Origin of the sequence: Anatilimnocola aquadivae, assembly GCF_049819085.1 — a bacterium.
Taxonomy (GTDB): domain Bacteria; phylum Planctomycetota; class Planctomycetia; order Pirellulales; family Pirellulaceae; genus Anatilimnocola.
Window position 1 is genome coordinate 7,596,718 of sequence record NZ_CP187419.1, and the last position, 21,600, is coordinate 7,618,317.

Annotated in this window: 14 protein-coding genes; 7 read left to right on the forward strand and 7 right to left on the reverse strand. The window is 59.6% G+C overall.

What is annotated here, in order from left to right; all coding sequences use genetic code 11:
- Nucleotides 1-11 precede the first annotated feature (11 nt).
- The gene (locus tag NA78x_RS30105; protein ID WP_425616083.1) at nt 12-3,032 is read right to left on the reverse strand and encodes a DUF1553 domain-containing protein; all 3,021 of its coding nucleotides are present in this window, start codon (nt 3,030-3,032) and stop codon (nt 12-14) included.
- Between the two features lie 60 nt (nt 3,033-3,092).
- On the opposite strand from NA78x_RS30105, the gene NA78x_RS30110 reads away from it, so the two are divergent.
- A complete protein-coding gene (locus NA78x_RS30110) occupies nt 3,093-3,503 on the forward strand; it encodes a hypothetical protein (RefSeq protein WP_425616084.1) in 411 nt (136 codons plus the stop codon).
- A 622-nt stretch (nt 3,504-4,125) separates the two neighbouring features.
- Here the strand turns inward: NA78x_RS30110 and NA78x_RS30115 are convergent.
- On the reverse strand, nt 4,126-4,305 hold the full coding sequence (locus NA78x_RS30115) for a hypothetical protein (protein ID WP_425616085.1): 180 nt from the start codon (nt 4,303-4,305) through the stop codon (nt 4,126-4,128).
- A gap of 274 nt (nt 4,306-4,579) precedes the next feature.
- Between NA78x_RS30115 and NA78x_RS30120 the strand changes: the two genes are divergently transcribed.
- Nucleotides 4,580-6,313 carry an arylsulfatase gene (locus NA78x_RS30120; RefSeq protein ID WP_425616086.1) on the forward strand — a complete coding sequence of 578 codons (1,734 nt, stop codon included), beginning with the start codon at nt 4,580-4,582 and terminating at the stop codon, nt 6,311-6,313.
- Nucleotides 6,314-6,374: 61 nt separating this feature from the next.
- Here the strand turns inward: NA78x_RS30120 and NA78x_RS30125 are convergent, their stop codons facing one another.
- Nucleotides 6,375-7,517, reverse strand: coding sequence for an ATP-binding protein (locus NA78x_RS30125; RefSeq protein WP_425616087.1), 1,143 nt, complete (start codon nt 7,515-7,517; stop codon nt 6,375-6,377).
- 637 nt (nt 7,518-8,154) lie between these two features.
- Between NA78x_RS30125 and NA78x_RS30130 the strand changes: the two genes are divergently transcribed.
- From NA78x_RS30130 to NA78x_RS30145, 4 genes are all read left to right on the forward strand, one after another.
- The gene (locus NA78x_RS30130; protein ID WP_425616088.1) at nt 8,155-9,168 is read left to right on the forward strand and encodes a DUF1559 domain-containing protein; all 1,014 of its coding nucleotides are present in this window, start codon (nt 8,155-8,157) and stop codon (nt 9,166-9,168) included.
- 51 nt (nt 9,169-9,219) lie between these two features.
- Nucleotides 9,220-10,494, forward strand: coding sequence for an MFS transporter (locus tag NA78x_RS30135; protein WP_425616089.1), 1,275 nt, complete (start codon nt 9,220-9,222; stop codon nt 10,492-10,494).
- A 170-nt stretch (nt 10,495-10,664) separates the two neighbouring features.
- Complete coding sequence (locus NA78x_RS30140) at nt 10,665-15,029, forward strand: hypothetical protein (RefSeq protein WP_425616090.1); 4,365 nt, start codon at nt 10,665-10,667, stop codon at nt 15,027-15,029.
- A 130-nt stretch (nt 15,030-15,159) separates the two neighbouring features.
- Nucleotides 15,160-15,540: a GlsB/YeaQ/YmgE family stress response membrane protein gene (locus NA78x_RS30145; RefSeq protein WP_425616091.1), complete on the forward strand. Its 381-nt coding sequence runs from the start codon at nt 15,160-15,162 to the stop codon at nt 15,538-15,540.
- Between the two features lie 12 nt (nt 15,541-15,552).
- Here the strand turns inward: NA78x_RS30145 and NA78x_RS30150 are convergent, their stop codons facing one another.
- The gene (locus NA78x_RS30150) at nt 15,553-17,949 is read right to left on the reverse strand and encodes a PQQ-binding-like beta-propeller repeat protein (RefSeq protein WP_425616092.1); all 2,397 of its coding nucleotides are present in this window, start codon (nt 17,947-17,949) and stop codon (nt 15,553-15,555) included.
- A gap of 6 nt (nt 17,950-17,955) precedes the next feature.
- Complete coding sequence (locus NA78x_RS30155) at nt 17,956-18,144, reverse strand: hypothetical protein (protein WP_425616093.1); 189 nt, start codon at nt 18,142-18,144, stop codon at nt 17,956-17,958.
- A 199-nt stretch (nt 18,145-18,343) separates the two neighbouring features.
- Here NA78x_RS30155 and NA78x_RS30160 point away from each other — a divergent pair, with 199 nt between their 5' ends.
- Complete coding sequence (locus tag NA78x_RS30160; RefSeq protein ID WP_425616094.1) at nt 18,344-18,703, forward strand: DUF983 domain-containing protein; 360 nt, start codon at nt 18,344-18,346, stop codon at nt 18,701-18,703.
- 2 nt (nt 18,704-18,705) lie between these two features.
- Here NA78x_RS30160 and NA78x_RS30165 read toward each other — a convergent pair whose 3' ends face one another.
- Nucleotides 18,706-20,940, reverse strand: coding sequence for a tetratricopeptide repeat protein (locus NA78x_RS30165; RefSeq protein WP_425616095.1), 2,235 nt, complete (start codon nt 20,938-20,940; stop codon nt 18,706-18,708).
- A 24-nt stretch (nt 20,941-20,964) separates the two neighbouring features.
- Complete coding sequence (locus NA78x_RS30170; protein ID WP_425616096.1) at nt 20,965-21,450, reverse strand: cold shock domain-containing protein; 486 nt, start codon at nt 21,448-21,450, stop codon at nt 20,965-20,967.
- Nucleotides 21,451-21,600 lie beyond the last annotated feature (150 nt).

Sequence of the window (21,600 nt, forward strand, 5' to 3'; positions counted from 1 at the left end):
TTTCTGTAGACCTAGTTTGCATGCAACGTCTCATCAAGATTGAGCAGCACGCGCATCACCGCCGTGTACGCAGCCCGATCATCACCGAGCGATAAACTTCGCTGCTTCTGCAGCCCGCGAGTCAAAATCGCCAGCTCCTGCGGCGTAGGTTCGCGCGACGTGCACACTTGAAACGCCCAGCGAATTCGCTGCGTGTCGTTCTCACCGCTGCGTGCGAGTGCCCGCGTTGCCAGACCTTCCGCTGCGCCGGCGAAGGTCGTTTCGTTCAGCAGCGTGAGAGCTTGCAGCGGCGTGTTGGTGCGGGAAGATCGCACGGTGCAGAACTCGCGCGAGGGAGCATCGAGGGCCATCATGTTCGGCGGCGCGATCGTCCGCTTCCAGAACGTATAGAGACTACGCCGTACCAGATCCGCGCCGGTTCCCGCTTCATAATCGGCCACGCCGGTCAGTTCCTTCCACAAGCCCGCAGGCTGAACCGGTCGCACCGACGGTCCGCCAAGCTGTTCGCTCAATTGACCACCCGCGGCGAGTGCCTGATCTCGCAGTTGCTCGGCCGAAAGTCGCTGGCGAGGTCCCCGCGCGAGCAATCGATTCTCGGGATCACGTTCCACCAACTCGGGCGTTGTGCGCGACGATCGCCGATACACGCTGCTGGTGACGATCTGCCGCTGCAGCCATTTCACATCCCAGCCATGCGCGGGCCATTCGATCGCCAGCCAATCGAGCAACTCCGGATGGCTGGGCCACTCACCTTGCGAACCAAAGTCTTCGGCCGTCTTCACCAGGCCGGTGCCAAAGTGCAACTGCCAAATTCGATTCACCTGCACGCGGGCCGTAAGCGGATGATCTTTGGTCACGAGCCACTGCGCCAATCCCAGGCGGTTGCGCGGCGCACTCTTGTCCCACGATGGCAACGCGCCCGGCACACCAAACCTCACCCGCTCCCCAGGCTGATCGTACTGCCCGCGCAGCAGCACGAAGGTTTCGCGCGGCGTCTTCATCTCTTCCATCACCATGACCGTGGGGAGCGAGTCTTGGAACGACTTCAGCGACTGCAACGCTGCTCGTACTTCCCGCTGCAGTGTGCGAATCGCTTCGTCTGCCTCCTTCGCCAGGTAGTATTCGCGCAGCTTGCGGCCCTGCGCCTCGGTTCGCTTGGCAGGTTCGATTTGCAAGATCTCCGCGAGCGTTTCCGCCGTCGCCAGCCACGCGATTTCGTCGCTGGGAAGTTCAGCAGCATCGACGCGCGCACTCCGCAGTTGCCCGCGGAACTTCATCGCCGGTCCACCACCGCCGCCAATTCGCAGCGGAGCCTTCACATTGATGGGCTGGTTAATCTCGTCGAGCAGGACGTCGTTCTGTTGCAACTCGCCATCGACGTAGAAGCGAATCCCCTCGGCGGTGCGCGAGCCATCATAGGTTGTCGCGACATGCACCCAGCGGCCCAGGGGCAATGTTGCTGCAGTCTGCACACGGGTCGAATCATCGAGCCAGCGTTTGACCAGGTTCAGTTGCAACTTGCCGCCGACAATCGCGAACTGATAGCCGTCTCCCTGCGGCACATCGGTCATGCGCGAGACGATCGTGCCGCCACTCTTTGCATCATCCAGCAACACCCACGCCGATAGCGTGAACCTGTCGAGATAGCCAAAGTCGGCGATGTCGCCGGCATCGATGACACGCTCGGCATTAAACCGAGCGTCGTCAAAGTTCCACTCCTTCACGAGTGAATCGGCCGGCAAAAAATGAGCCGGCAAGTTCTCGGGCCGAGACTGCTCCCAAGCTTCCTGCCCACGGTCGATGCGCGACTTCAACCGCAGCCACTTGGCTCTCGCCGTCAGCAAGGCAATTTCCAATCCGAGTAAGTGTTCCTGCTGCCGCTGGGTTGGCGCCGCGATAAACGGCGGGGAGTTGCCAAACTTCACCGCCCGGCCCTTCTCCGGCACGTTGTTGAAGAACGCCGCCAAGCTGTAGAAATCACGCGTCGGCAGCGGGTCAAACTTGTGATCGTGGCACCGCGCACAGCCGATGGTCAGGCCCAGCCAAACCGTTCCGGTGGTCTCAACGCGATCGGCGACATACTCGGCCGCATACTCTTCTGCGATGATCCCACCTTCAGCATTCCCTCGATGGTTCCGATGAAAGCCCGTCGCAATCTTTTGCTCGAGCGTGGCATCGGGCAGCAGGTCACCGGCCAACTGCTCGATCGTGAACTGATCGAAGGGCAGGTTGCGGTTGTAAGCCTCAATCACCCAATCGCGCCACCGCCACATGTATCGCTCGCCATCACTTTGATAGCCACTCGTATCGGCGTAGCGGGCCGCATCGAGCCACGGGCCAGCCATCCGCTCGCCATAGCGGGGCGAAGCCAGCAGCCTGTCGACTTGCCGTTCATAAGCATCGGGCGCGGGGTCTGCTGCGAAGGCTTCGACTTCCTCCACCGTCGGCGGCAGGCCAGTCAAATCGAACGAGAGACGCCGGAGCAACGTCGATCGCTCCGCTGGTGCAGCAGGGGTCAGTTTCTCTTTCTCCAGTCGAGCCAGCACGAACGTATCGACGGCCTGGGCGGGCCATTCACTCTGCTTCACCGTCGGCAGCGGCGGTCGCTGGGGCGGGATCAGCGACCAGTGCCTTTCCCACTTCGCGCCGGCCTCGATCCACCGCCGCAGCAGGTCGATCTGCTGGGCGCTGAGCGCGTGGCCACTGTCGGGCGGCGGCATCCGCTCCGCGGCATCGCTGGTTGTGATGCGGCGGAACACTTCACTCGCCCGCGCACTCCCCGGCACGATCGCGCGGCGACCTTCACGAGCCAGCAACGCCGACTCAGGCTGATCGAGCCGCAGTTCCGCCTGGCGATTCTTTTCGTCGGGCCCGTGGCAGGGGAAGCACGAATCGGACAGAATCGGGCGCACATCCCGGTTGAACAGGATTTCGCCTCGTTCCGTTTTCTCTTGGGCGGGCAACGTCTCCGGCCGCAGCCCCAGCAGGCCCATGACCACCGCGCACCCAACCAGCAGATTCCACTTAGGCATGACCCGCCTCGTCGTTTTCGTCCCAGAATATCCCCCGCCGAGCGCGGAAGCGAGCTTGGCATGACGATATTAGCCTGCGAAGTCTCGATCCACGCTCAGCCGGAACTGGCCACCACGGCGACGCAGGGGCACCTGCTCCTTCCCAGCGATTGGGAAGGAGGCCCCTGGGGCCGCACCTTCGACGACGCCCTCACCGCCCTCGGCGAGCAGCCCCGGCTCTACACCGAGCTCGATGGCTCCTTCGTCTGGACCTCGGCCCCCGATGCTCCCCGCTGGCAACTCTTCGGCACGCTCTACGACCGTGGCATCGAGCTGGCCTACGTCGACCTCTACGGCACCTGCGACTGCGATTCACTCCGTCAACTCTTCCACCTCCTCCGCGGTACCACTCCGCTGATGATCCAGCAGCGAGCCGCCGGCCTCTTCTACGCCGAAGAGGCCTTCTTAAACGGCCCAACCTCACCTGCTTAGCCGGTTATCGAAAATGCCCCATCTGGGTGGTCGTCGATAACCACTTTTGATAACTTTTTCGCTCGTTTATTCGTGATAACCATTCTTCCTAACTCTCATCTCGGCTGTGGGTTACGCGAACAAATCAGCGATATCGGATGGATTTCCGATAACCGTTTGATTACCGTACGGCCCTCTCCGCAAGCCGCTCCGAATCACCTGCTGAACAGTCCATTTTCACCGCTCTTCGACAACCCGTTTTGATAACTTTTTGCGCGAAAAATCGAATTTCGACATTCGCCGTAACCTGCTTGATATCAATCGCTTGCGTCTCGCATAACCGCCCAATTCGCCGTTTCCCGATAACCGTTTGATAACCACCGTACACCCCTGTTCAAAATGCTGCCTGAACAGGCCCTGAACAGGGGGGTGCTCCGCGTGATAACTTCGCGCGGGGCCAGTCTCCTGCCGAGTCGCCGGCATCTCTGTCGATCGAACGAACAGCCCACGGCTGCACGTTCCTCTCGGCAGAGCGAGAGGACGACGGTGGCGGCAAGCCAGCCCCACCAGAAACTTTAAAATGTACTTGACATTAAGTCAATACATTTTAATAATGATCGGCGTGGTCACTGAACAGTGCCTCTCAACTCGATTTACCCACCGCAATGCCCGCGAGGTAACAGGCCATGCCAAACACACCGATCCCAGCCGCGGTACCCAGCTCCGACATCGTGTCGCGCGGGGCCAGCAGACCGCCAAACAAACACGACACCGCCGCCACGGCCGTCAGCCCCAACAGGTCGCGAATGCCAAACTGAATCATTGCTGGCCTTTAATCAAGTAACACATACACTGGCACAAGACTTAAGTTGCGACATCGTGCTATATTTCAAACAAATCTGAGTTGAGTATCCACCGTTACAGGCAGACAATCTAACTCAATCAAAAACGGCGTGTCACGTAATTTCCTGCGAGTGATAACCATTCGCGCGAAGCGGTGAGTTTGCAGGATACATACTCCCCGGGCATTCACGCTGTCGGCTCAGGATATCACTCTTCTCACTTCTCTTTTCTAGGAGACCCCCAGGATGAACACCATGCCTTTTGTTTCTTGGCACTCGCGGCGAATGGTCGGCTGTTGGCCAGCGATCGCGGCGACACTGCTGGCGCTCGTCTGTTGTGCGGAGAACGCGCAGGCGCAGCAAACGAAGAAGCCGAACATTCTGGTGCTCTTTGGCGACGATATCGGCACGACGAATATCAGCACCTACAGCGGCGGCCTGATGGGTTATGAAACGCCGAACATCGACCGCCTCGCCAAGGAAGGAATGCGGTTGCAGCATTACTATGGCGAGCAAAGCTGCACCGCCGGTCGCGCGGCGTTCTTGACCGGCCAGCATGGCATTCGCACGGGCCTGACCAAAGTCGGCTTTCCCGGCGCGCCGATGGGCATGAGCCAGGAAGATCCATCGATCGGTGGACTGCTGCGCAACCTGGGGTACACCACGGGGCAGTTCGGCAAGAATCACGTCGGCGATCGCAACCCAACATTACCGACCGTCAACGGCTTCGACGAGTTCTACGGCAATCTCTATCACCTCAATGCCGAAGAAGAGCCCGAGTTGCCAGACTATCCCAAGGACCCGGCGTATCTGAAGAAGTTTGGTCCGCGCGGCGTGCTCGATTGCAAGGCCACGGCCGTCGATGACCCGACCGATGATCCTCGCTTTGGCCGCGTCGGCAAGCAAACGATCAAAGACACTGGCGCTCTCACCAAGAAGCGAATGGAAACCATCGACGACGAAACCTCGGCCCGCGCGATCGATTTCATCAAGCGGCAAACCAATGCTGGCAAGCCCTTCTTCTGTTGGTTCAATAGCACGCGCATGCATTTGCGAACGCACGTCAAAGCTGAGAACCGCGGCAAGTATCAGCATGGCGACAGCGAGTACATCGACGGCATGATCGAGCACGATAATCACATCGGCTTGATCCTCAAGGCGCTTGACGATTTAGGGATCGCCGAGAACACCATCGTCGTCTACACGACCGACAATGGTCCTCACATGAATACCTGGCCCGACGGCGCGATGACTCCCTTTCGTTCGGAAAAGAACACCAACTGGGAAGGAGCGTTCCGCGTTCCTTGCCTCGTGCGCTGGCCCGGGAAGGTCAAGGCGGGCACGGTCACGAATCAAATCATGAGCCACAACGACTGGGTGCCCACGTTGTGCGCAGTTGCTGGCGAGTCAGATATTATTGGTAAGTTGAAAGCCGGTTACACCACAACCGGTCCTCACGGCCGCAATTACAAAGTACACCTCGACGGCTTCGATCAGTCGAAGTTCCTCACGTCGGTCGAAGGCACCGCTGGTAAAAACAACGGCGTGAAGAGCGCCCGTGATACGTTTTATTACACCGACGACGATGGCTTACTCGTCGGCATGCGGCAAGGAGACTACAAGTATGTCTTTTCTGAACAGCGCAAACCGGGAACCATGCAAGTGTGGGCCGAGCCTTTCACCACACTGCGGCTGCAAAAGATTTTCAACCTGATGCAGGATCCGTTTGAACGGGCTGACATTACGTCAAACACGTTCTGGGATTGGCAACTCAATCACGTTCAGACGATGTACGGCGTAATGGACAACGTCTTTAAATTTGCTGCGACGTTTGACGACTATCCACCGCGATCGGTTCCGCCGTCCTTCAACCCTGCCAATATCATGGAAGAAAAGCTCCGCGAGATCCGAGCTGGTAAAAAGCTGCGGGAAGCATTCCCCATGCTGCAGCCCCCACGCGCCGCGGAAGGCGAGAAACCGCAGCGCTGATTTAGGAGTTGGCGTCAACATTCGCTGGCGAAGTCGCTCACTTCGCCAGCGGCATATGGTGCTACGTGGCCGCTTTAGCGGGGAGCGAAAATCGGAACCTGGTGCCGACGCCCGGTTTACTCTCGACGCTGACCGTTCCGCCATGGGCCTCGGTAAAGGTTTTGACAATGGCTAGGCCGAGCCCTATGCCGCCGGCCATATCGGCATCGGTTTCTCCCTTATCGAAGATCTTGTCGATCAGTTCGGGCGGGATGCCGGCGCCATTGTCGATCACCCAACATTCCACTCCGCCATCGGCCAGCTCGACGGCGTCAATCACGATCTCTCCGCGGGCCGTGTACTTGATGGCGTTGGCAATCAGGTTTTGAAAGATTCGCTGGAGCAAAGCGGCATCGGCATAGACGACTAAGTCATCGGGTACGTTATTCGACAGCCGCACGCTGGAGGTCCCCGCGACCGGATGCAGATCCTGAATCAGAGACTGCACCAGCGGCCACAGATCAAACTCGCGACGTTCCAATTTGACGCCGATTTCGGTCTGCAGGTTGGCGTTTTCGTCGAGCACCTTGCCAACCAGGCTTTCCAGTTGTTGCACGCCGCGGCGCATCGCCTTCAACATCTGCGCGGCGCCCGCATCGGTCCCTTGCTCCTTCAGCGTCATCTCCAAAACTCGGCCAGCGAGCGAAATGGCGTTGAGCGGAGTGCGCAGATCATGGGCCACAAACGCCAGATACTCCTCGCGGCGTCGCTGCACTTCCAGGGCACGCTGCGTCGCATAGGTCTGCAGCGCCAGGCCGATCGCATGATCGAGTACGCGATTGATGATATGAAACGGCTTCCCTTGCAGCACGAAGCCGTTCTCGTCGGCCAGATCGTGAATGCAACCGCGCAGGATGTTGTACTCGGCGACGACTTCTTCGATGTCGAAAGCGTCTTGAACGCGCTGCAACCCGTGGGCGAGGGAACTGCCGACACTCAGCGCCTCGGCAATGGTCTGATCGGAGTTAGTTTGAAAAGCCACCACCAGCTCGTCGACCAGCATCGGGATGTGATCGTTGAGCGTCGGAATGTCGAGGTTGCGGGCAACCGGCAACTCTCGAACCTGCAGCCGCCACCGCTGTAGCAAAGTGGTGCGTTGTTCGTGCAACAGGGCCGCGAGCCGATTCAAGTCATTAATGTGAAAATCCTGCTTCCCGCCAAGCAAACGACGTGCTTCGCTCCACCGTAGTCCCCTCACTCCGCCGAGAGGAAATCCTCGCCAATCGTCTGAAGGTGGTCCGATAGGCAAAGACCATTGTCCCACTTTGCGGGGTCCCCCACCATCCCGCGTGTCCCCCCCGTACTCCTTCTCGCTCCGCCGAGATGTTCCCCCCGTACTCCTTCTCGCTCCCCCTTGGCCCCTTTTTCAACTCTCCGAGCGAATCAACGCCCCTTTTCCACTCAGGGGCCAACCCACAGTTTTTCTCCCTTTTTTCCTGGCGCGAACTGTACACAGCTTGTCGGCTTTGCGACAATTAACTGCAAGCTTATCTGGTTGGTCCTCTTCTCTGACAGCACGAATTCTCGTTTTGCTCGGGCCTGTGTACACGGTGAACTACGGCGTGCGCACGCGCTTCTGGTCGAGCGATGGTTGGTTCGCAGCCGAAAGAAATCCTTAGGCGGGCGTCAGAAGAAACGACCAAATAGTTGCCGCGAGCAGCTGGCGCGGTGAGAATAAGCGGTTCGCAGAAGCAGAGACACAACAGTCAGCTGACAGTTCGGTCGGAACAATCGAACGCAGTCAACATCCTTTTCGGTCAGACGCAGGCAGGCAAGCACACGCTTGGAGGGAGGCACGTCAAATGGGTCGCAACAATCGGCAGGCGTTCACAGTCGTCGAGCTCTTGGTCGTCATCGCCATCATCGGCGTCTTGATGGCCCTACTCCTTCCCGCGGTACAAGCAGTACGAGAACGGGCTCGACAATCCATTTGCACCAGCAATATGAAGCAGCTGGGAACGTCAGCTATCCTGTACCAAACGGCCAAGGAAAAACTACCTCCTATCCGCTACTACTATCCTGGCTCCCAAACAACTCCGGCCAACGCAACTGACACTTCCAATGCGCTGACTTGGGTTCATGCCCTCTCCGACTCTCTGGGTGCCCCTGCCGTCCTAGAAGAAATCAATATTGCAGCCACCAACGCCAACAAGAGCGGGATGGCACCGGGTACGAACTTGCCACTTGTCTCTGGTGGCCGCTTGAAGATCATGGCCTGCCCGTCCGACAACTCCGATAACAACGAACCCTATAAATCGTCTTACGCTGCCAATGGTGGTCGGGAGAATGTCACTTCAGGCAGTAATCCATTTGACTATTTCGAGAACGGAGCGCTCCGCGACACCTTGAAGGGTAGTTCCGATACGTTCGGTATCATTACGTCTGGCGACACGGGGCGTATCGCCAGTGGTGACGGTACCACCCAAACCATCCTGTTTGCCGAGAACGTAGATGTCTGGGATTGGCGCGATGCTTCGCAGGAGCATTACAACGCGGTCTTTTGGGAAGCAGTGATGACAGCCTCGACCGCACCGAGCGTCAGCCTGAACAAAAACTTTGATCCTCGCGCCAAAGGAACTGGTTCGCCTCTGTCGAGTAGCAGCAGCTATGCCCGTCCTTCCAGCCAACATTCTGGTGGCTTTGTGGTTTGCTTTGCCGATGGTTCAACCCGATTTATCTCCGATACGATTGACTACAGCGTGTATGCTCAGTTGATGACATCGCACGGGCGGAAGACGCGAGCCCCTGGCTCCGCGACCAACTCCACCGCACCGATGCCAGCATGGCAGACCAACGGCTTGCCAACGGACTTCTAATCTGCGTTTTGCTCTCACGAACCCCTCGGCCGTGACAGGCTTTCAGCGACGATGCGCCCAACCACTCTTTGGCAGGCGCATCTCAATGGCCTACTCTGGGGCCTGGGAAATGGACTGGTAAGCACCACGCTGGTGACTTACCTGGCGCGTGAACTGGGAGCCGAGGGAACTGCCCTCGGCTTGATTCTGGCGGCCCCGAATCTGGCCGGTACCCTGCGACTCTCGACGCCGCGAATCTTGCGCTTTGTTGGCAGCCGGAAGTGGTTCTCGGTGGCAGCCTTCCTGCTTAGCTGCTTGTTGCTGCTGGCCTTGCCGATCGTTTGTCGCCCGGACGCCAGCGAGCACGACCGCTGGAAACTCGCCTGGCTGGTGAACCTGTGGGGTGGTTGGCACCTGGCGATGTTCGTTGGTGCGATCGCGCTCTGGTCCTGGCTCGGCGATGTCGCCCCGTCCGCGACGCGCGGCACTTTCATCGGCCTGCGCAATTCGCTGCTGGCTATTGGAAACATTGCCGGCATCCTCGCCGCCGCAGCCTTCGCTCACTACTACCCGCTGTGGAATGTTGCAGCTGGCAAATGGGAGGCGTTGTCGTTCCCAGCGTTTGCCGGCGCGTGGTGCATGATCGTCGCCATCGTGCCGCTCATCTGGATGCCCGAACCGCCGCTCGTCCTGCCGCCGCGCAGCAGTCGGCGAGAACTCTGGGACGTCCTCACCGATTTGCGTTTCCGTCCGTTGCTTGGTTTTTGGTGTTACGCCGGCCTGGCCAACGGCGTGACGCAAGCCGCGCAAGCTTTCTTTCCCATTGTGGTGCTCAAGTTGCCCGTGAGCGAAGTCCTTCAGCTGGTTGCCTTGATGCACCTCGGCCAAATCTTGATCTCGCCGCTGATCGGCTACTTTGCCGATCGCGGTCTCAGCCGCTCGATCATGATCGTGTCGCAGATCATCGTCTCGGTTTCGCTCCTTTTCTTCACACTGGCAACGCGCGAGCATCCTTTCTGGTTTGGCGGCGCGTACGTTTGCTGGATCGCTTACGCCGGCCTGAATGTCTGCCTGCCGCATCTCATGCTCAAGCTCTCGCCCGGCGAAAACTCGCCGCCGCACATCAGCGCCTACTTTGCCCTCGGCGGCCTGGTCACGGCCCTGAGTGCCGTGCTGTTTGGCCTGCTCTTCGATCAACGGCCGCGCCAGGAACCGGTCGATCTCGGCTACCTCTCTGTCGATCGCTTTCACCTCTTCTTTGTCATCGGCACCCTCGCCCGCCTCTCCGCCGTCGTTTGGCTTTGGTTTTTGCCTGCGACTAGTAGCCCGACGCGTCAGCGAGGGTGAGGTTCACACTGGTCTCCATGCTCAAGCCTCCCAGGTGCTGTGTTGATCGTGAACTGCAATCGATGTCGTTGTACGATTCTCCCTCGCTGACGCGTCGGGCTACCTTGGGGCCGGTAGCAATCTGCGTTCGTCGCAGGCACAATCACAGGTGCTGAGGTTTGATCGCCTGGATGAATGACATAGACGAGGGACGGATGGACTGGTTGCAACGATCTCGCTGGCTGGCCGCGGCCCTGCTGCTGATTGCCACTCCGTCGCTAGCCCAGGACGAAGAAGAGGAAGAGCCCAACCTGCCGGGCTTGATCGCCGAGTATGCTCAACAGGGTGAGCAGCCCGTCGTGCGAATCGATGCGGCTCCCCCCGCTGCGGGCACCGCCGTCGCTGACGAACGACTCGATCCCAGCAAGCCAGTCACCATCACCTGGCGCGGTCTGGTGCTGATTCCTGACGATGCCAAGTTTCAGCTGCACGTGCATGGGCAAGGAACCGTGGCAGTCAAGCTCGACGGCAAGCAGCTCATCGGGACCCAGAAGTTTCAAGCCTGGCTGGCGTCGTCGCCGCTGCCGTTGTCGTTTGGCGCGCTGCCGATTGAGATTTCGTACAGCGCCGGTGAACTCCCCGCACAGTTTTCTCTCTTCTGGTCGAGCGACCGCTTCTCGCTCGAACCCATCCCTGCGCGAGCCTTCGCCCACGATCGTAAACAAACCTTGCCTCACGATTTTGAGCGAGGTGCGGTCCTCGCCCGCGCGCTGCGCTGCGAAGCTTGTCACGCGGGTGAATCAGCGCAAGCGAACTTGCCCGTTCCGGCTCCCGCGCTCGATCAGCTGGCCGGCAACTTGCAACGACCATGGCTGGTGAAATGGCTGATGGCCAAGCACGAAGCTCCTGCCGAAGCAAAAGACGAGCCTCGCATCGAACGACGGATGCCCTATCTGGCGATATCGCAAAACGAGGCAGAGATTCTGGCCGATTGGTTGCTCAGCAGCAGACCTGCTGAGCAGAAGCCGGCTGCGAAACCCAAAGAATTCAAACCGAAAGAGCCTATTTCAAAAGACAGCTCCAAAGACAAGAAAGAAAAGTCCGCGCCACCTTCCGCGGCAGCAGGCGAGACGCTCTTCCTCACGCAAGGCTGTCTCGCTTGTCATCAGCGGGGCGAGTTCGGCGAGAGTGGTCTCTTCGGTGGTGGTGATCTCACGAACATCGCCGCGAAACGTCCGGCCGAGTACTTTGCCCGCTGGCTCGAAAAGCCGGAATCGCTCAATCGCGATCATCGGATGCCGGTGTTTGAACTGACGGCTGATCAGCGGCAATCGTTGGCGTTGTATCTGGGGAAGGGGGCGGAGGGGACAGGGGCGGGAGACGAGGGACGAGAGGCGGGAGGAAAGAAGAAGGCCGATGAGGGCCTGTTGGTTGCGCGCAAGTATCGCTGCGATCAATGCCATCGTTTGCCCGAGGAAGCAGAAGTTGCGAAAGTGAAAGCTCCGGCCGCAATCGCACAACTCACCAGTGCGACTAAGTGGAAGCAAAGCTGCGCGGCTGGTGCAAAAGCAAGTGAAAATTCTCAACCTGTATTTGCGTTAGCCAAGAGTGACGCCGTAGCCCTCGAAAAATACTTCACACTACGTCAGCAGTCGCCCAAACATCCGCGCGTGACCACTGGCGCGCAGTTGCTGATCGAGAACAACTGCCTCGCCTGTCACGCCCGTGAACCAGCACCGGCGGGAGTGGTTCCGCGTCGCCTGGCCGACAAGCTGGCAAAGTTAGCCGAGGCCAACGAAGAACTCGCGCCGCAAATCCCCGCGATGACGCCGCCGTCCCTGAACAGCGTGGGTGATAAGCTGACCGACGAAGCACTGGCCCGCGCGATCAACCGCGCGGGCCCCGCGCATCGACCTTACTTGCTGGTGCAGATGCCCAAGTTCCGGCTGAACGACGAACACACGCATCAGCTCGCCGCGCACCTGATTCAAGAGGATCGCATTCCTGCCGATCCTCGCACCAATGAACCCGAGATCTCGCCGGCTCAACTCGAAGCCCGCGCCTTGGCCGGTCGCCGGCTCGTCGGCACCGACGGTTTTGGTTGCACCAGTTGTCATCAGGTTGGCAGTGTGCAGCCTGTGAAGGCACCACTCAATGCCCGCGGGCCGACACTCTCCCTGCCGCAAAATCGCCTACGCAAAAGCTGGTTCGATCGCTGGGTCCGCAATCCCGCGCGCATCGTCCCGCGCATGGAAATGCCCTCGGTCCAGATCCCCGTGCGCGGGGTGCTGCACGACAAGCTCGACGAGCAACTGGCCGCCGTCTGGCAAGTCCTCAGTACTCCCGGCTTCGAGCCGCCACTCCCCGCGCCCGTTCGCGTCGCCCGCTTTTACTCCAGCGAGGACAACACCGACAAACAGCCTCTCGTCATCAGCGATCTCATCGAACACGAAGGCCAAACACTCGAGCGCGCCTTGCTCATCGGCCTGCCCAATCGCCAGAACATTCTCTTCGACCTCAGCACGCATCGTCTCCTCAGTTGGTCGCAAGGCGATCTCGCCCGCCAACGCACCAAGGGCAAGAACTGGTACTGGGAACCAGCCGGAAGCGTGCTGCTGGAAACGGGAATATCGAAGAGCGACCTTTTGATCGATCTCGGTGGCCGAACGTACGCCCCGACCACTCAAGGACAATGGTTAGCGGACCCGCGTGACTGGGTGTTGTCGAAGCAGAGTGCCAGCTTTGAATATTCTTTGGAGTATCGCGCGGTCGGCGACGCGCCAGCGGATCCAGAGACATTCACGGTTCACGTGAAACAGACGTTCGAGCCGCTACTGAACAAAAACGAGTATGGTTGGCAGCGTCGCTACGAATTGTCAAAGGTACCCGAGCTAACAAAGTTTCGTTGGCAACTACTGGATGCGGAAAAGCACGCCATTCAATCCAGCCGTGACGTGAAGACGAGCGAAGATGCCTTGTCGCTCACACTTGGCTTGCGTGGCAAGCTGCAGATCTCGGCGTCCAAGACCAGCAAATTCGATTGGCTGGATGACGGCACCGTCGTCATTTCGCCACGGAGACCAGACGGCGGACAACTGGAACTCACCGCCACGTATCAATCGCTGTTACCGCAGGATGAATACCACGCGCCACGGATTCCGCCGTTTCCCTTCGAGCAGCCACCCGTCGTCATCGCGCCTGGCTTCAGCGGTCAGCGGATGGCATTGCCAACCGAGATCATGCCCACTGCGCTGGCTTGGCGACCGAATGGTGATCTCGTGGTCGCGTCTCTGAAGGGGCAGGTCATCGCCTTCAAAGCAGAGACACTTTCGCAACCCCTGCCTCAAAGCGAATTGCTCGCCGATGGCCTCGCCGCTCCCTATGGCATCAAGGCCGGTGCGGACTATGTCGATGTTGCGGCCAAATACGCGCTGCTCCGAGTTAATTCTGCCACGAACAAAACGACGCAATTTCAGGCCCTGGCCTCAGGCTGGGGCTACACCAGCGACTATCACGACTGGGCAGTCGGCCTTCCGCAAGACGGTGAGGGGAACTATTACCTCGCTTTGCCCTGCTTTCAAGATAATCGCCCAGCCATTGCCGAAAAGTTCAAAGGTTCCGTGCTGCGGCTCACACCGCTGCGAAGCGTCGAAGATCCGTACTTTCACATGGAAGTCCTCACCCACGGACATCGCTTTCCGATGGGCATGGCCCTCAATGCGAAGGACGAACTATTCGTCACCGACAATCAAGGGAACTACAACCCGTTCAATGAGTTGAACTTTGTGCAGCCTGGCAAGCACTACGGGTTTGTGAACAAAGGCGCGCAGAAGCCGGACAAGCTGACGCCGCCCGCGATCGATATTCCGCATCCGTGGACGCGGAGTGTGAATGGCATCTGCTTTTTGACCACGCCGAAGCAGTTGCAGGCAGCAGGCAAGAAAATCCACTTCGGCCCGCTCGAAGGGCACCTCGTGGGCTGCGAGTACGATACGCGCCGCTTGATTCGCATGAGTTTGCAAAAGGTGAACGGCGACTATCAAGGCTGCAGCTATCCGCTGACGGTGCCAACGACGCCGGAAGAGTCTCCGCTGGGGCCCATCTGCTGCGAAGTTTCGCCCGCCGGGGAACTGGTCATCGGTAACCTCCGCGATAGTGGCTGGGGTGCGGGGAACAACATCGGCGAAGTGATTCGGATCCAGATCGATCCCGCGAAACTCGGCCATGGTCTCGCCGAAATGCGGGCGACCAAAACGGGCTTTGAACTCGACTTTTTCGAGCCAGTCGATGACAAGCTGGCTGCCGATGTCGCCAACTATTCGCTCAGCAGTTACCGCCGCGAATCGACTCCCGCCTACGGCGGCAACGACATCGACCGCCGCACCGAAAAGGTTGTGACAGCTGAACTCAGTCCCGACAAAAAACGAGTGACGCTCACCGTCAACGACCTGCGTGCTGGTCACAATTACGAACTGCGGCTGAAGTCGCTCGCCGCGGATGGCTCCGCGTTCCATCCGGCCGAAGCGCACTACACGCTGCGAAGTTTGGTGAAGTAGCATTGCTAGCGACACTACACTTCAACCAACTTCCGCAGCTTGACCTTCCCCCACGGTCGCTCCCAAGTTCCTGAGCAGATCAGCCGATACAACCTGCTGATACGGCAATGTGCAACCAGGGAAGGCTGCCATGGACAACGCTCAATTTCTCGAAACTGCCCAGCAGATTGCGAACACGTTTTTGACGTGGGTAGGCTTCGGCACCATCGTCGGCCTGCTCGCCAAAGCGATCATGCCTGGCAAAGATCCTGGTGGTGCTGTCGCCACGCTGGCGATGGGTATCGGCGGCACGGTCATTGGCTGCGGCATTCTCGCCTTCATCCAAGGCACCCGCGTCACGCCCATCAGCCCAATTGGCTTTTGCGTGGCCACCGGCGGTGCCTTCATCATCCTGTTCTTTTACAAGCTGCTGGGCGGCTACTGGTTCGTCGAAGGGGAAGGCCCTATCAAACGCCGGCCTGCTCGCCTCGCTCCTCGCCGTCGCGCTGCCGTGGTGTACGAAGACGATTAAGCGTGCTGCGTGCTAACGTGCCTCGGGACGCTCGGGCGGTAGTGAAGCGGGCTGAGGCCCAAACGCCGACAACCGCGTGCCCGTAGTAATAAGCAACTTGTCGCCAGCGATCAGCAAGTTGCCACCCTGCACGTTGCGCGGCACAAGTGGAATCTCGCGGATCATGGCCGGCGCGAACGACGTTCCGGTAGCGACCGGTTCGATCGCAAAAATCAACACGCTCTCGCGCGTCGGCCACCACACCTGATCGCTGGCGAGTGTTCCCAGCCCTAGTCCGCGCGGCGACGGTGCAGCGGTCGCCGATCCTTCGGGGCGACCTGCCGGGTACTGTGTCAGCAGTCGGCCTGTATTCGCCGCGAACCAATAAACGCGATCTCCCGCGGCGATCAGCTTGCCGTTGCGCACGCCGAGCAAGTGAGCCGCATCGCTCGCCACGCCGGCTGGTGTCTGCCAGCGCAGTTGCCCCGAGATGGCATCGAGCGCGAAGATTCGTTCGCTGTCTTGCGGCGCCACAATGATCAGGCCATCGGCAGCGAGACACGGATTCAGATCGCGAAAAAACGTGCTGCCGCCGCTCGCTTCGTCGCCAAAGCTGGAGCGGGGATAAGTAGCCACCCACTTCAACCGGCCGGAGGTCGCATCGACCGCGCCAACCGCGCCAGCGTTGGTATTGCAATAAATCTGACCATGCGCAGCCGTCAGCAGCAGTTGGCTGACCTCGTCGAGATTGCCGCCGCCGAGCGTGGCTGACGAAGCAATCCGCGTGCGAAATCGCAGCCTGCCAATGGGGCGAGAATCGTCTTCGTCATCACTGGTCGGCACCGAGGTCGTGGCCAGTTCGAAGCAAGCAATGTGTACCTGCGAGCGGGAACCCTCGACGTGCCGCATCGCCACATACAGCGCACCCTCGTGAATAATCGGCGCACCTTCAAACGACCACTCGGCCGATTCTGGTCGCAGCGGAAAACCATTGAGCGGCTTCCCTTCGGCGGCCAGATCGATGCCGATGATCCAGCCTTGATCTTTGGCGAGCAAGCGATCGAGGCGATGTGCGCGTGGCACGGTGACGGGCGAACCGAGCCGCGCAAAGGCCTGGTCGCCATGTACCGTTAGCGTGTAACGCGTCACGCCCACGTGCCGGGGCATGTCGGCATGGGCATCGTTGTATTCGCCGAGCGAACCGTCGTCTGTCGGCGGTTCGACCATCCGCGTAGCTTGCCGCTGATAGCCAATTCGCCACCGCTGCTTGCCGGTCGTCAGGTCGTACGACGCCAGGTAAGAATCGCCGCGAGCATCGGCCCGAACCAGGACATCGTTTTTCCAGATCACCGGATAGTAAGCGAGCAGCGCTTTCATATCGTCGGCGACTCGCATCCGCCCGGCACCGACCACATCGCGATCGGAAGTGAGTCTCGGCAAGTTGATGCTCCAGAGTGACGAGCCCGCGGGATCGGGCGGCTGCGAGTACACGCCGTTGCGCACGGGCGTGCCCGCGAAGGTGGACGTGGTCGCGGGCTTGGCGATCGCCAGCCAGGCTTTGGCCTGCTCGCTCAGAGCCGTCAGCAGTTCCCCATAGTTGCCGCTGCGACCAGCGATCGTTCCTGCATCGCTGCCGTGCAGAGCGCGAAACCAGCGAAGCTCGGTCTGCGCGCGCGTCATCTCGCCCTGCAAGATTGCCGCGAGGATCGACCTGGCGCGCACATCGGCCGGCGGAAGATCGCTGTCGGGATAATACGGACTAACCTCCCGTATCGGCAGCAGTTGCTTGGCAATTTCGTCCGCCGATGATTGCGGAGGTGCGACCAGCCACAACGGCACGCCGGCCCGTGTGACAAAGCCGAGGCCCGTCCGTTCCCACCAGTAGCGAGCTTGTACCAAGTCGCCGCGCGAGAGTGCATCGTCACCCAGCGCGAGTGCCGCGTCGTCTCCCCAGCGACTGGCCCAGGCTTCCTCAATCACGCGTCGGAAGAGCGCGGGCTGATGTTGCTGCCGCCCATCCAGCAGCCAGCGTTCGGCGAGCGGATCGACCAGTTTGCGATACGCCACCAGCGCTTCAGGCGCTTCCCAAGACAGAGCCGCCAATCGCCAATGACAATAATCTCGCACGGGGACAAACCACTGAATGCCGGGTTCGCCTTTCGGCGAAGCGCTGGCAACATTGGCCCGAATCAGTCGGCCGCCATCGTTTTCGAGCACGCGGCGAATTGCTTCGACCGCTTCGTCCCACTCCTTTTGGGCCAGCAGTTGGCGCGCATTCTCAAGATGGGCCGCACCAGCCGAATCGAGCAGCTGCAAATCGGCCGGCGGCAGATTCGTTGCCCCGGGCATGAACTGAGCCTGAGCGTACTGCCTCGTGAGCAACAGCAGGCTCGCCACGAGGAGCAAGAGACGATGCGGCGAGCGGAGCATGATGGATTATCCCGCAGCTCGGCTACCAAAACCTTCAAGCAGCCGGCCCAGCCCGAATAGGGCGATGCCGAACAGCATGAGGAGCAGCATCACACTTACGCTGGATCGCATCTCGGTCGTTATCTGCAACAGCATGGATGCAGGGAGCAGCATCAGCGCCGCCACCTGCATCGATTTTCCGGTGGTTCGTAACATCATTCTATCGTAGTGCGATGGGGCGCATTTCTCAATTGCCTCTTCTGTCGTCGCATCTCTTCTGGGAACATCCTCCGCCTGAACCTGAAACTTTAAACCTGAAACCTGAGTCCTGAAACCTGGGCCGCCCGTCATCGAAGCCGCGAACGGCTATAATTGAGCATTGCCTTATGCACCTGCTCGCCTCTCTAGGAAAATCATGTCTCGCTATCTCAAGCTCGTCGGTCGAGCTCTGCGGCTTGTCTGTCCGGTGTGTGGTCGTGGCCCACTCTTCAAAGGGCTGTTTCGGATGCACGAAAACTGCTCGCACTGTGGACTCAAGTTTGAGCGCGAGCCGGGCTTCTTTCTCGGTTCGATCTACATCAACTACGGCATCACCGCCGTCGCCACGCTGGTGACGTACTTCATTCTATTCTTCACCAACGTACTGACGGAAACGCAGACGATCGCCGTGCTGGTCGCTATCGTCGTCGGCCTGCCGATCTTGCTCCACCGTCATGCCCGCGCACTTTGGCTCGGCTTCGATCAATGGCAAGATCCTCGCCCCGGGGAAGAGTAACGCTACGGCACGATTCGTTCGGGTTTGTTGTCGCGAAAGAACTGCTGCATCTTTTCGATCTGCTCGAGATCGATTCCTTCCGGCTTGTTGGTGAGGAACCAATCGAGATCGGCGATAGCTGCCTGCTTGCGACCGGTCTCGAACCGCAGCATCGCTCGCAGACCGCGCTCGCGTGGCGAAGCGGGATCGATGACGACGATGGCCTGCAGGTACCGCAGCATCGCCTCGCGATCTTTTTTCTGCTGAGCGACGCTGAGCAGATTCTGCAACATGCGGAGCAGCATTTGCCGCTCATTGACCGTTTTCAAATGGTCAGGCTGCAGTGGTTCACCCGTATTATCGAGCACCAACTTGGCTGCGTCTTCACGCGAGAGGTGCTTGCCGCCGTCAAACACGTCGATGAGCTGCGCGTCCCCTTCGGCCGGTTCGTGACGAACGACAAAGTGTCCCGGCAGACCGACGCCGACGATCTTTACATCCAGCCGGCGAGCCACTTCCAGGTAGACCAGCGACAAGGTGATGGGAAGCCCTTCACGATCGTCGAGCACGCGGTTCAGGTAGCTGTTGGCCGCGTTATAGTAATCGCTGCGACTGCCGTGAAAACCCAATTCGTCGAATAGCAGGCGATTGAGCGCGGCGAGCTTCACGGCATCACCTGCTGGTTTCTCTTTCGCTTCCTTCTCGACGGCCGCTGTCACTTCGCGAGCCAGTCGATCGAGTTGCCGCACATAGGCTTCGATTTCGATATCTTCTTCGTCGAGTGTGGCAATCAAGAGCGCCGCGCGCAGCAGATCGACTTGTTTCACATCGGCACCAGCGACTCTTGCCAGTTGCTGGCAGATATCAACCGTCCGCACATCACCGGCGAGACGTCGCAGTTCCACGGCTCGCGCGTCGAGTTCGCGAGCACGTTCGCGGAGAAGTTCACTGCTGAGGGAAGCTTCTTTTTCCAAGCTGGCCAGTTGATCTGCGCGGATCTCGCTCAGGTCCGGCAAGGTCTCGATGGTGGTTGTAAGGGACTCGATCAGCTTGGCGTCGGTCTTGGCATCGGAAACTTGCGGGCCGACTTCAAAGCGGCGGAACTGCGCAGCCGTTTGGCGAAACTTGGCGAGTCCCACTTGTCCGTTAGTGAAGACGTCGTCGGTCGATTCGACGACCAGCTCATCGTTCACGTAGCAAAGAAACTTGTCTTTCTCCACGCGTACTTTCAGTCGATTCCATTGCCCCGCTCGATACGCGGCGACCGGCTTCTCGGTGAGCACGCGCCAGGTAAAGACATCGGACCCTTCAAATCGGCTGAGCCGCAGTTTGCCATTGCTGGGATAGAAGCCATAGTGTTTGTCGCCGCCGTCAGCCTGAAACACGAGGCCTGCCGCGCCGGCTTCATCGTCGAGCAGCACGCTCACGGCCACTTCGTACGGCCGCTCAGGTGGTTTCGTTTGTGCGAGGCAAAGAGATCGCCCGCCGAAGCCTTGACCCAAGCCAGCGACAACGATCCGCCCACCCCGTTGTTGCCAAGTGCTGCCGAAGAGCGTCGTCCATTCCTTGCTATCGAGCGTGCCGATGGTCAGCCAGCGATCGAGCGGCACGGGGTTCGGCTTTTCGAGCAGCGGGCGCAGATCGTTCACGCTTACGGCAAAGCCGAGATTGTCCGTGACAGCCGACTTCATGGTCATGATGCCCTGTACGCGGCCGAGCATATCGAGCACCGGTCCACCGCTATTGCCCGGTTCGACGGGTACGGCCAGTTGAATCAACTTGCGATCGTCCACATCTCGCGTACCGGAAACCACTCCCGCCACCACACTATGCTTGAGCCCGTGGGGATTGCCGAGCACAACGATGGCTTCGCCTTGCGCGAGCTTATCGGCATCACCCAGCGGCAGCGCCGGCAAGTTCTTCTCGGCGACACGCAGGATGGCCAGATCGCGAGTTCGATCGGTGGCATGAATGCCGGTGACACGCAGGCTTTTGCCATCGGCGGTTTGGACTTGAATCGGGCGAGCTTCGCCAATGACGTGCAGATTGGTAGCGATCAGTCCGCCGGCATCGACAACGAAGCCGGTACCAAGACCTTGTTGGCCACCATCGCGGCCGGAGATGGAGACCACCACAATCGACTGCCGCGCGCTCTTGGCAATTTCCTCAACAGACTTCTTGCTTGGCTCTTCGGCCAGCGCGAACGAGCTTACTACGACAATGAGGAGCAGCACAGCGAAGCGAAGAGTGAACTGCATCGTGCGCTGCCTTCGTCAAGGAACCTATTCGGGTGCGGTTGAATCCGCGGAAGGATCGACGGGGGTATCGCTGGCTGGCTCTCCACCGACCGCCTCATCACCGGGAAGTGTTTCGCCCGGCAATGGCTCAATCGGGCGAATCTCGGGAAGGGGCTTCGGCATGACCTGACCGACTTCGATCTTCCGCTTCCAGGTCGCTTTGCGTCCCTTCGACTTGGGATGATGCTTGGCGCGCATCGTCTCGGGATCAGGAGGCAACTCACCGCCGGGAATCTTATCGATCAGCACGACGATCTTAGCTCGTGGGCCTTTCGAGGGCGTCTTGCGGGCTTCGCGATCTTCAATCGAAACGCGCTCCAGTTCGTACTTCACCGGCTGTTCAGGCTGGATGAAGTTGAACCGGTTATCTTGCACGGCGACTGCCGGAAAAAAGATATCGGGACCGCGGCTGGGCCGGATAAAGCCAAAGCCTTTTTCGAACATCACGCGAGTGATAATGCCGTAATCCATGCCGTAATCTAGCGAGCCCAAACGTCTGTCAAACAGGGTGAAATGCCAAACTACCAGGATATCGGCCTGCGACCGTTTCAGCCAGGGCTAACAAACAGGTAGGCAGTCATCTCGCTCCGCGAGATGATTTGCGCCACGACGGAGCGTGGC

Excerpts from the sequence above, each read along its gene's own strand:
- NA78x_RS30130 (WP_425616088.1), top strand. The coding sequence starts at position 8,155 with ATGGGTCGCAACAATCGGCAGGCGTTCACAGTCGTCGAGCTCTTGGTC.
- NA78x_RS30160 (WP_425616094.1), top strand. The coding sequence starts at position 18,344 with ATGTCTCGCTATCTCAAGCTCGTCGGTCGAGCTCTGCGGCTTGTCTGT.
- NA78x_RS30170 (WP_425616096.1), bottom strand. The coding sequence starts at position 21,450 with ATGGATTACGGCATTATCACTCGCGTGATGTTCGAAAAAGGCTTTGGC.
- NA78x_RS30115 (WP_425616085.1), bottom strand. The coding sequence starts at position 4,305 with ATGATTCAGTTTGGCATTCGCGACCTGTTGGGGCTGACGGCCGTGGCG.
- NA78x_RS30120 (WP_425616086.1), top strand. The coding sequence starts at position 4,580 with ATGCCTTTTGTTTCTTGGCACTCGCGGCGAATGGTCGGCTGTTGGCCA.
- NA78x_RS30140 (WP_425616090.1), top strand. The coding sequence starts at position 10,665 with ATGAATGACATAGACGAGGGACGGATGGACTGGTTGCAACGATCTCGC.
- NA78x_RS30145 (WP_425616091.1), top strand. The coding sequence starts at position 15,160 with ATGGACAACGCTCAATTTCTCGAAACTGCCCAGCAGATTGCGAACACG.
- NA78x_RS30150 (WP_425616092.1), bottom strand. The coding sequence starts at position 17,949 with ATGCTCCGCTCGCCGCATCGTCTCTTGCTCCTCGTGGCGAGCCTGCTG.
- NA78x_RS30110 (WP_425616084.1), top strand. The coding sequence starts at position 3,093 with ATGACGATATTAGCCTGCGAAGTCTCGATCCACGCTCAGCCGGAACTG.
- NA78x_RS30155 (WP_425616093.1), bottom strand. The coding sequence starts at position 18,144 with ATGTTACGAACCACCGGAAAATCGATGCAGGTGGCGGCGCTGATGCTG.
- NA78x_RS30135 (WP_425616089.1), top strand. The coding sequence starts at position 9,220 with ATGCGCCCAACCACTCTTTGGCAGGCGCATCTCAATGGCCTACTCTGG.
- NA78x_RS30105 (WP_425616083.1), bottom strand. The coding sequence starts at position 3,032 with ATGCCTAAGTGGAATCTGCTGGTTGGGTGCGCGGTGGTCATGGGCCTG.
- NA78x_RS30165 (WP_425616095.1), bottom strand. The coding sequence starts at position 20,940 with ATGCAGTTCACTCTTCGCTTCGCTGTGCTGCTCCTCATTGTCGTAGTA.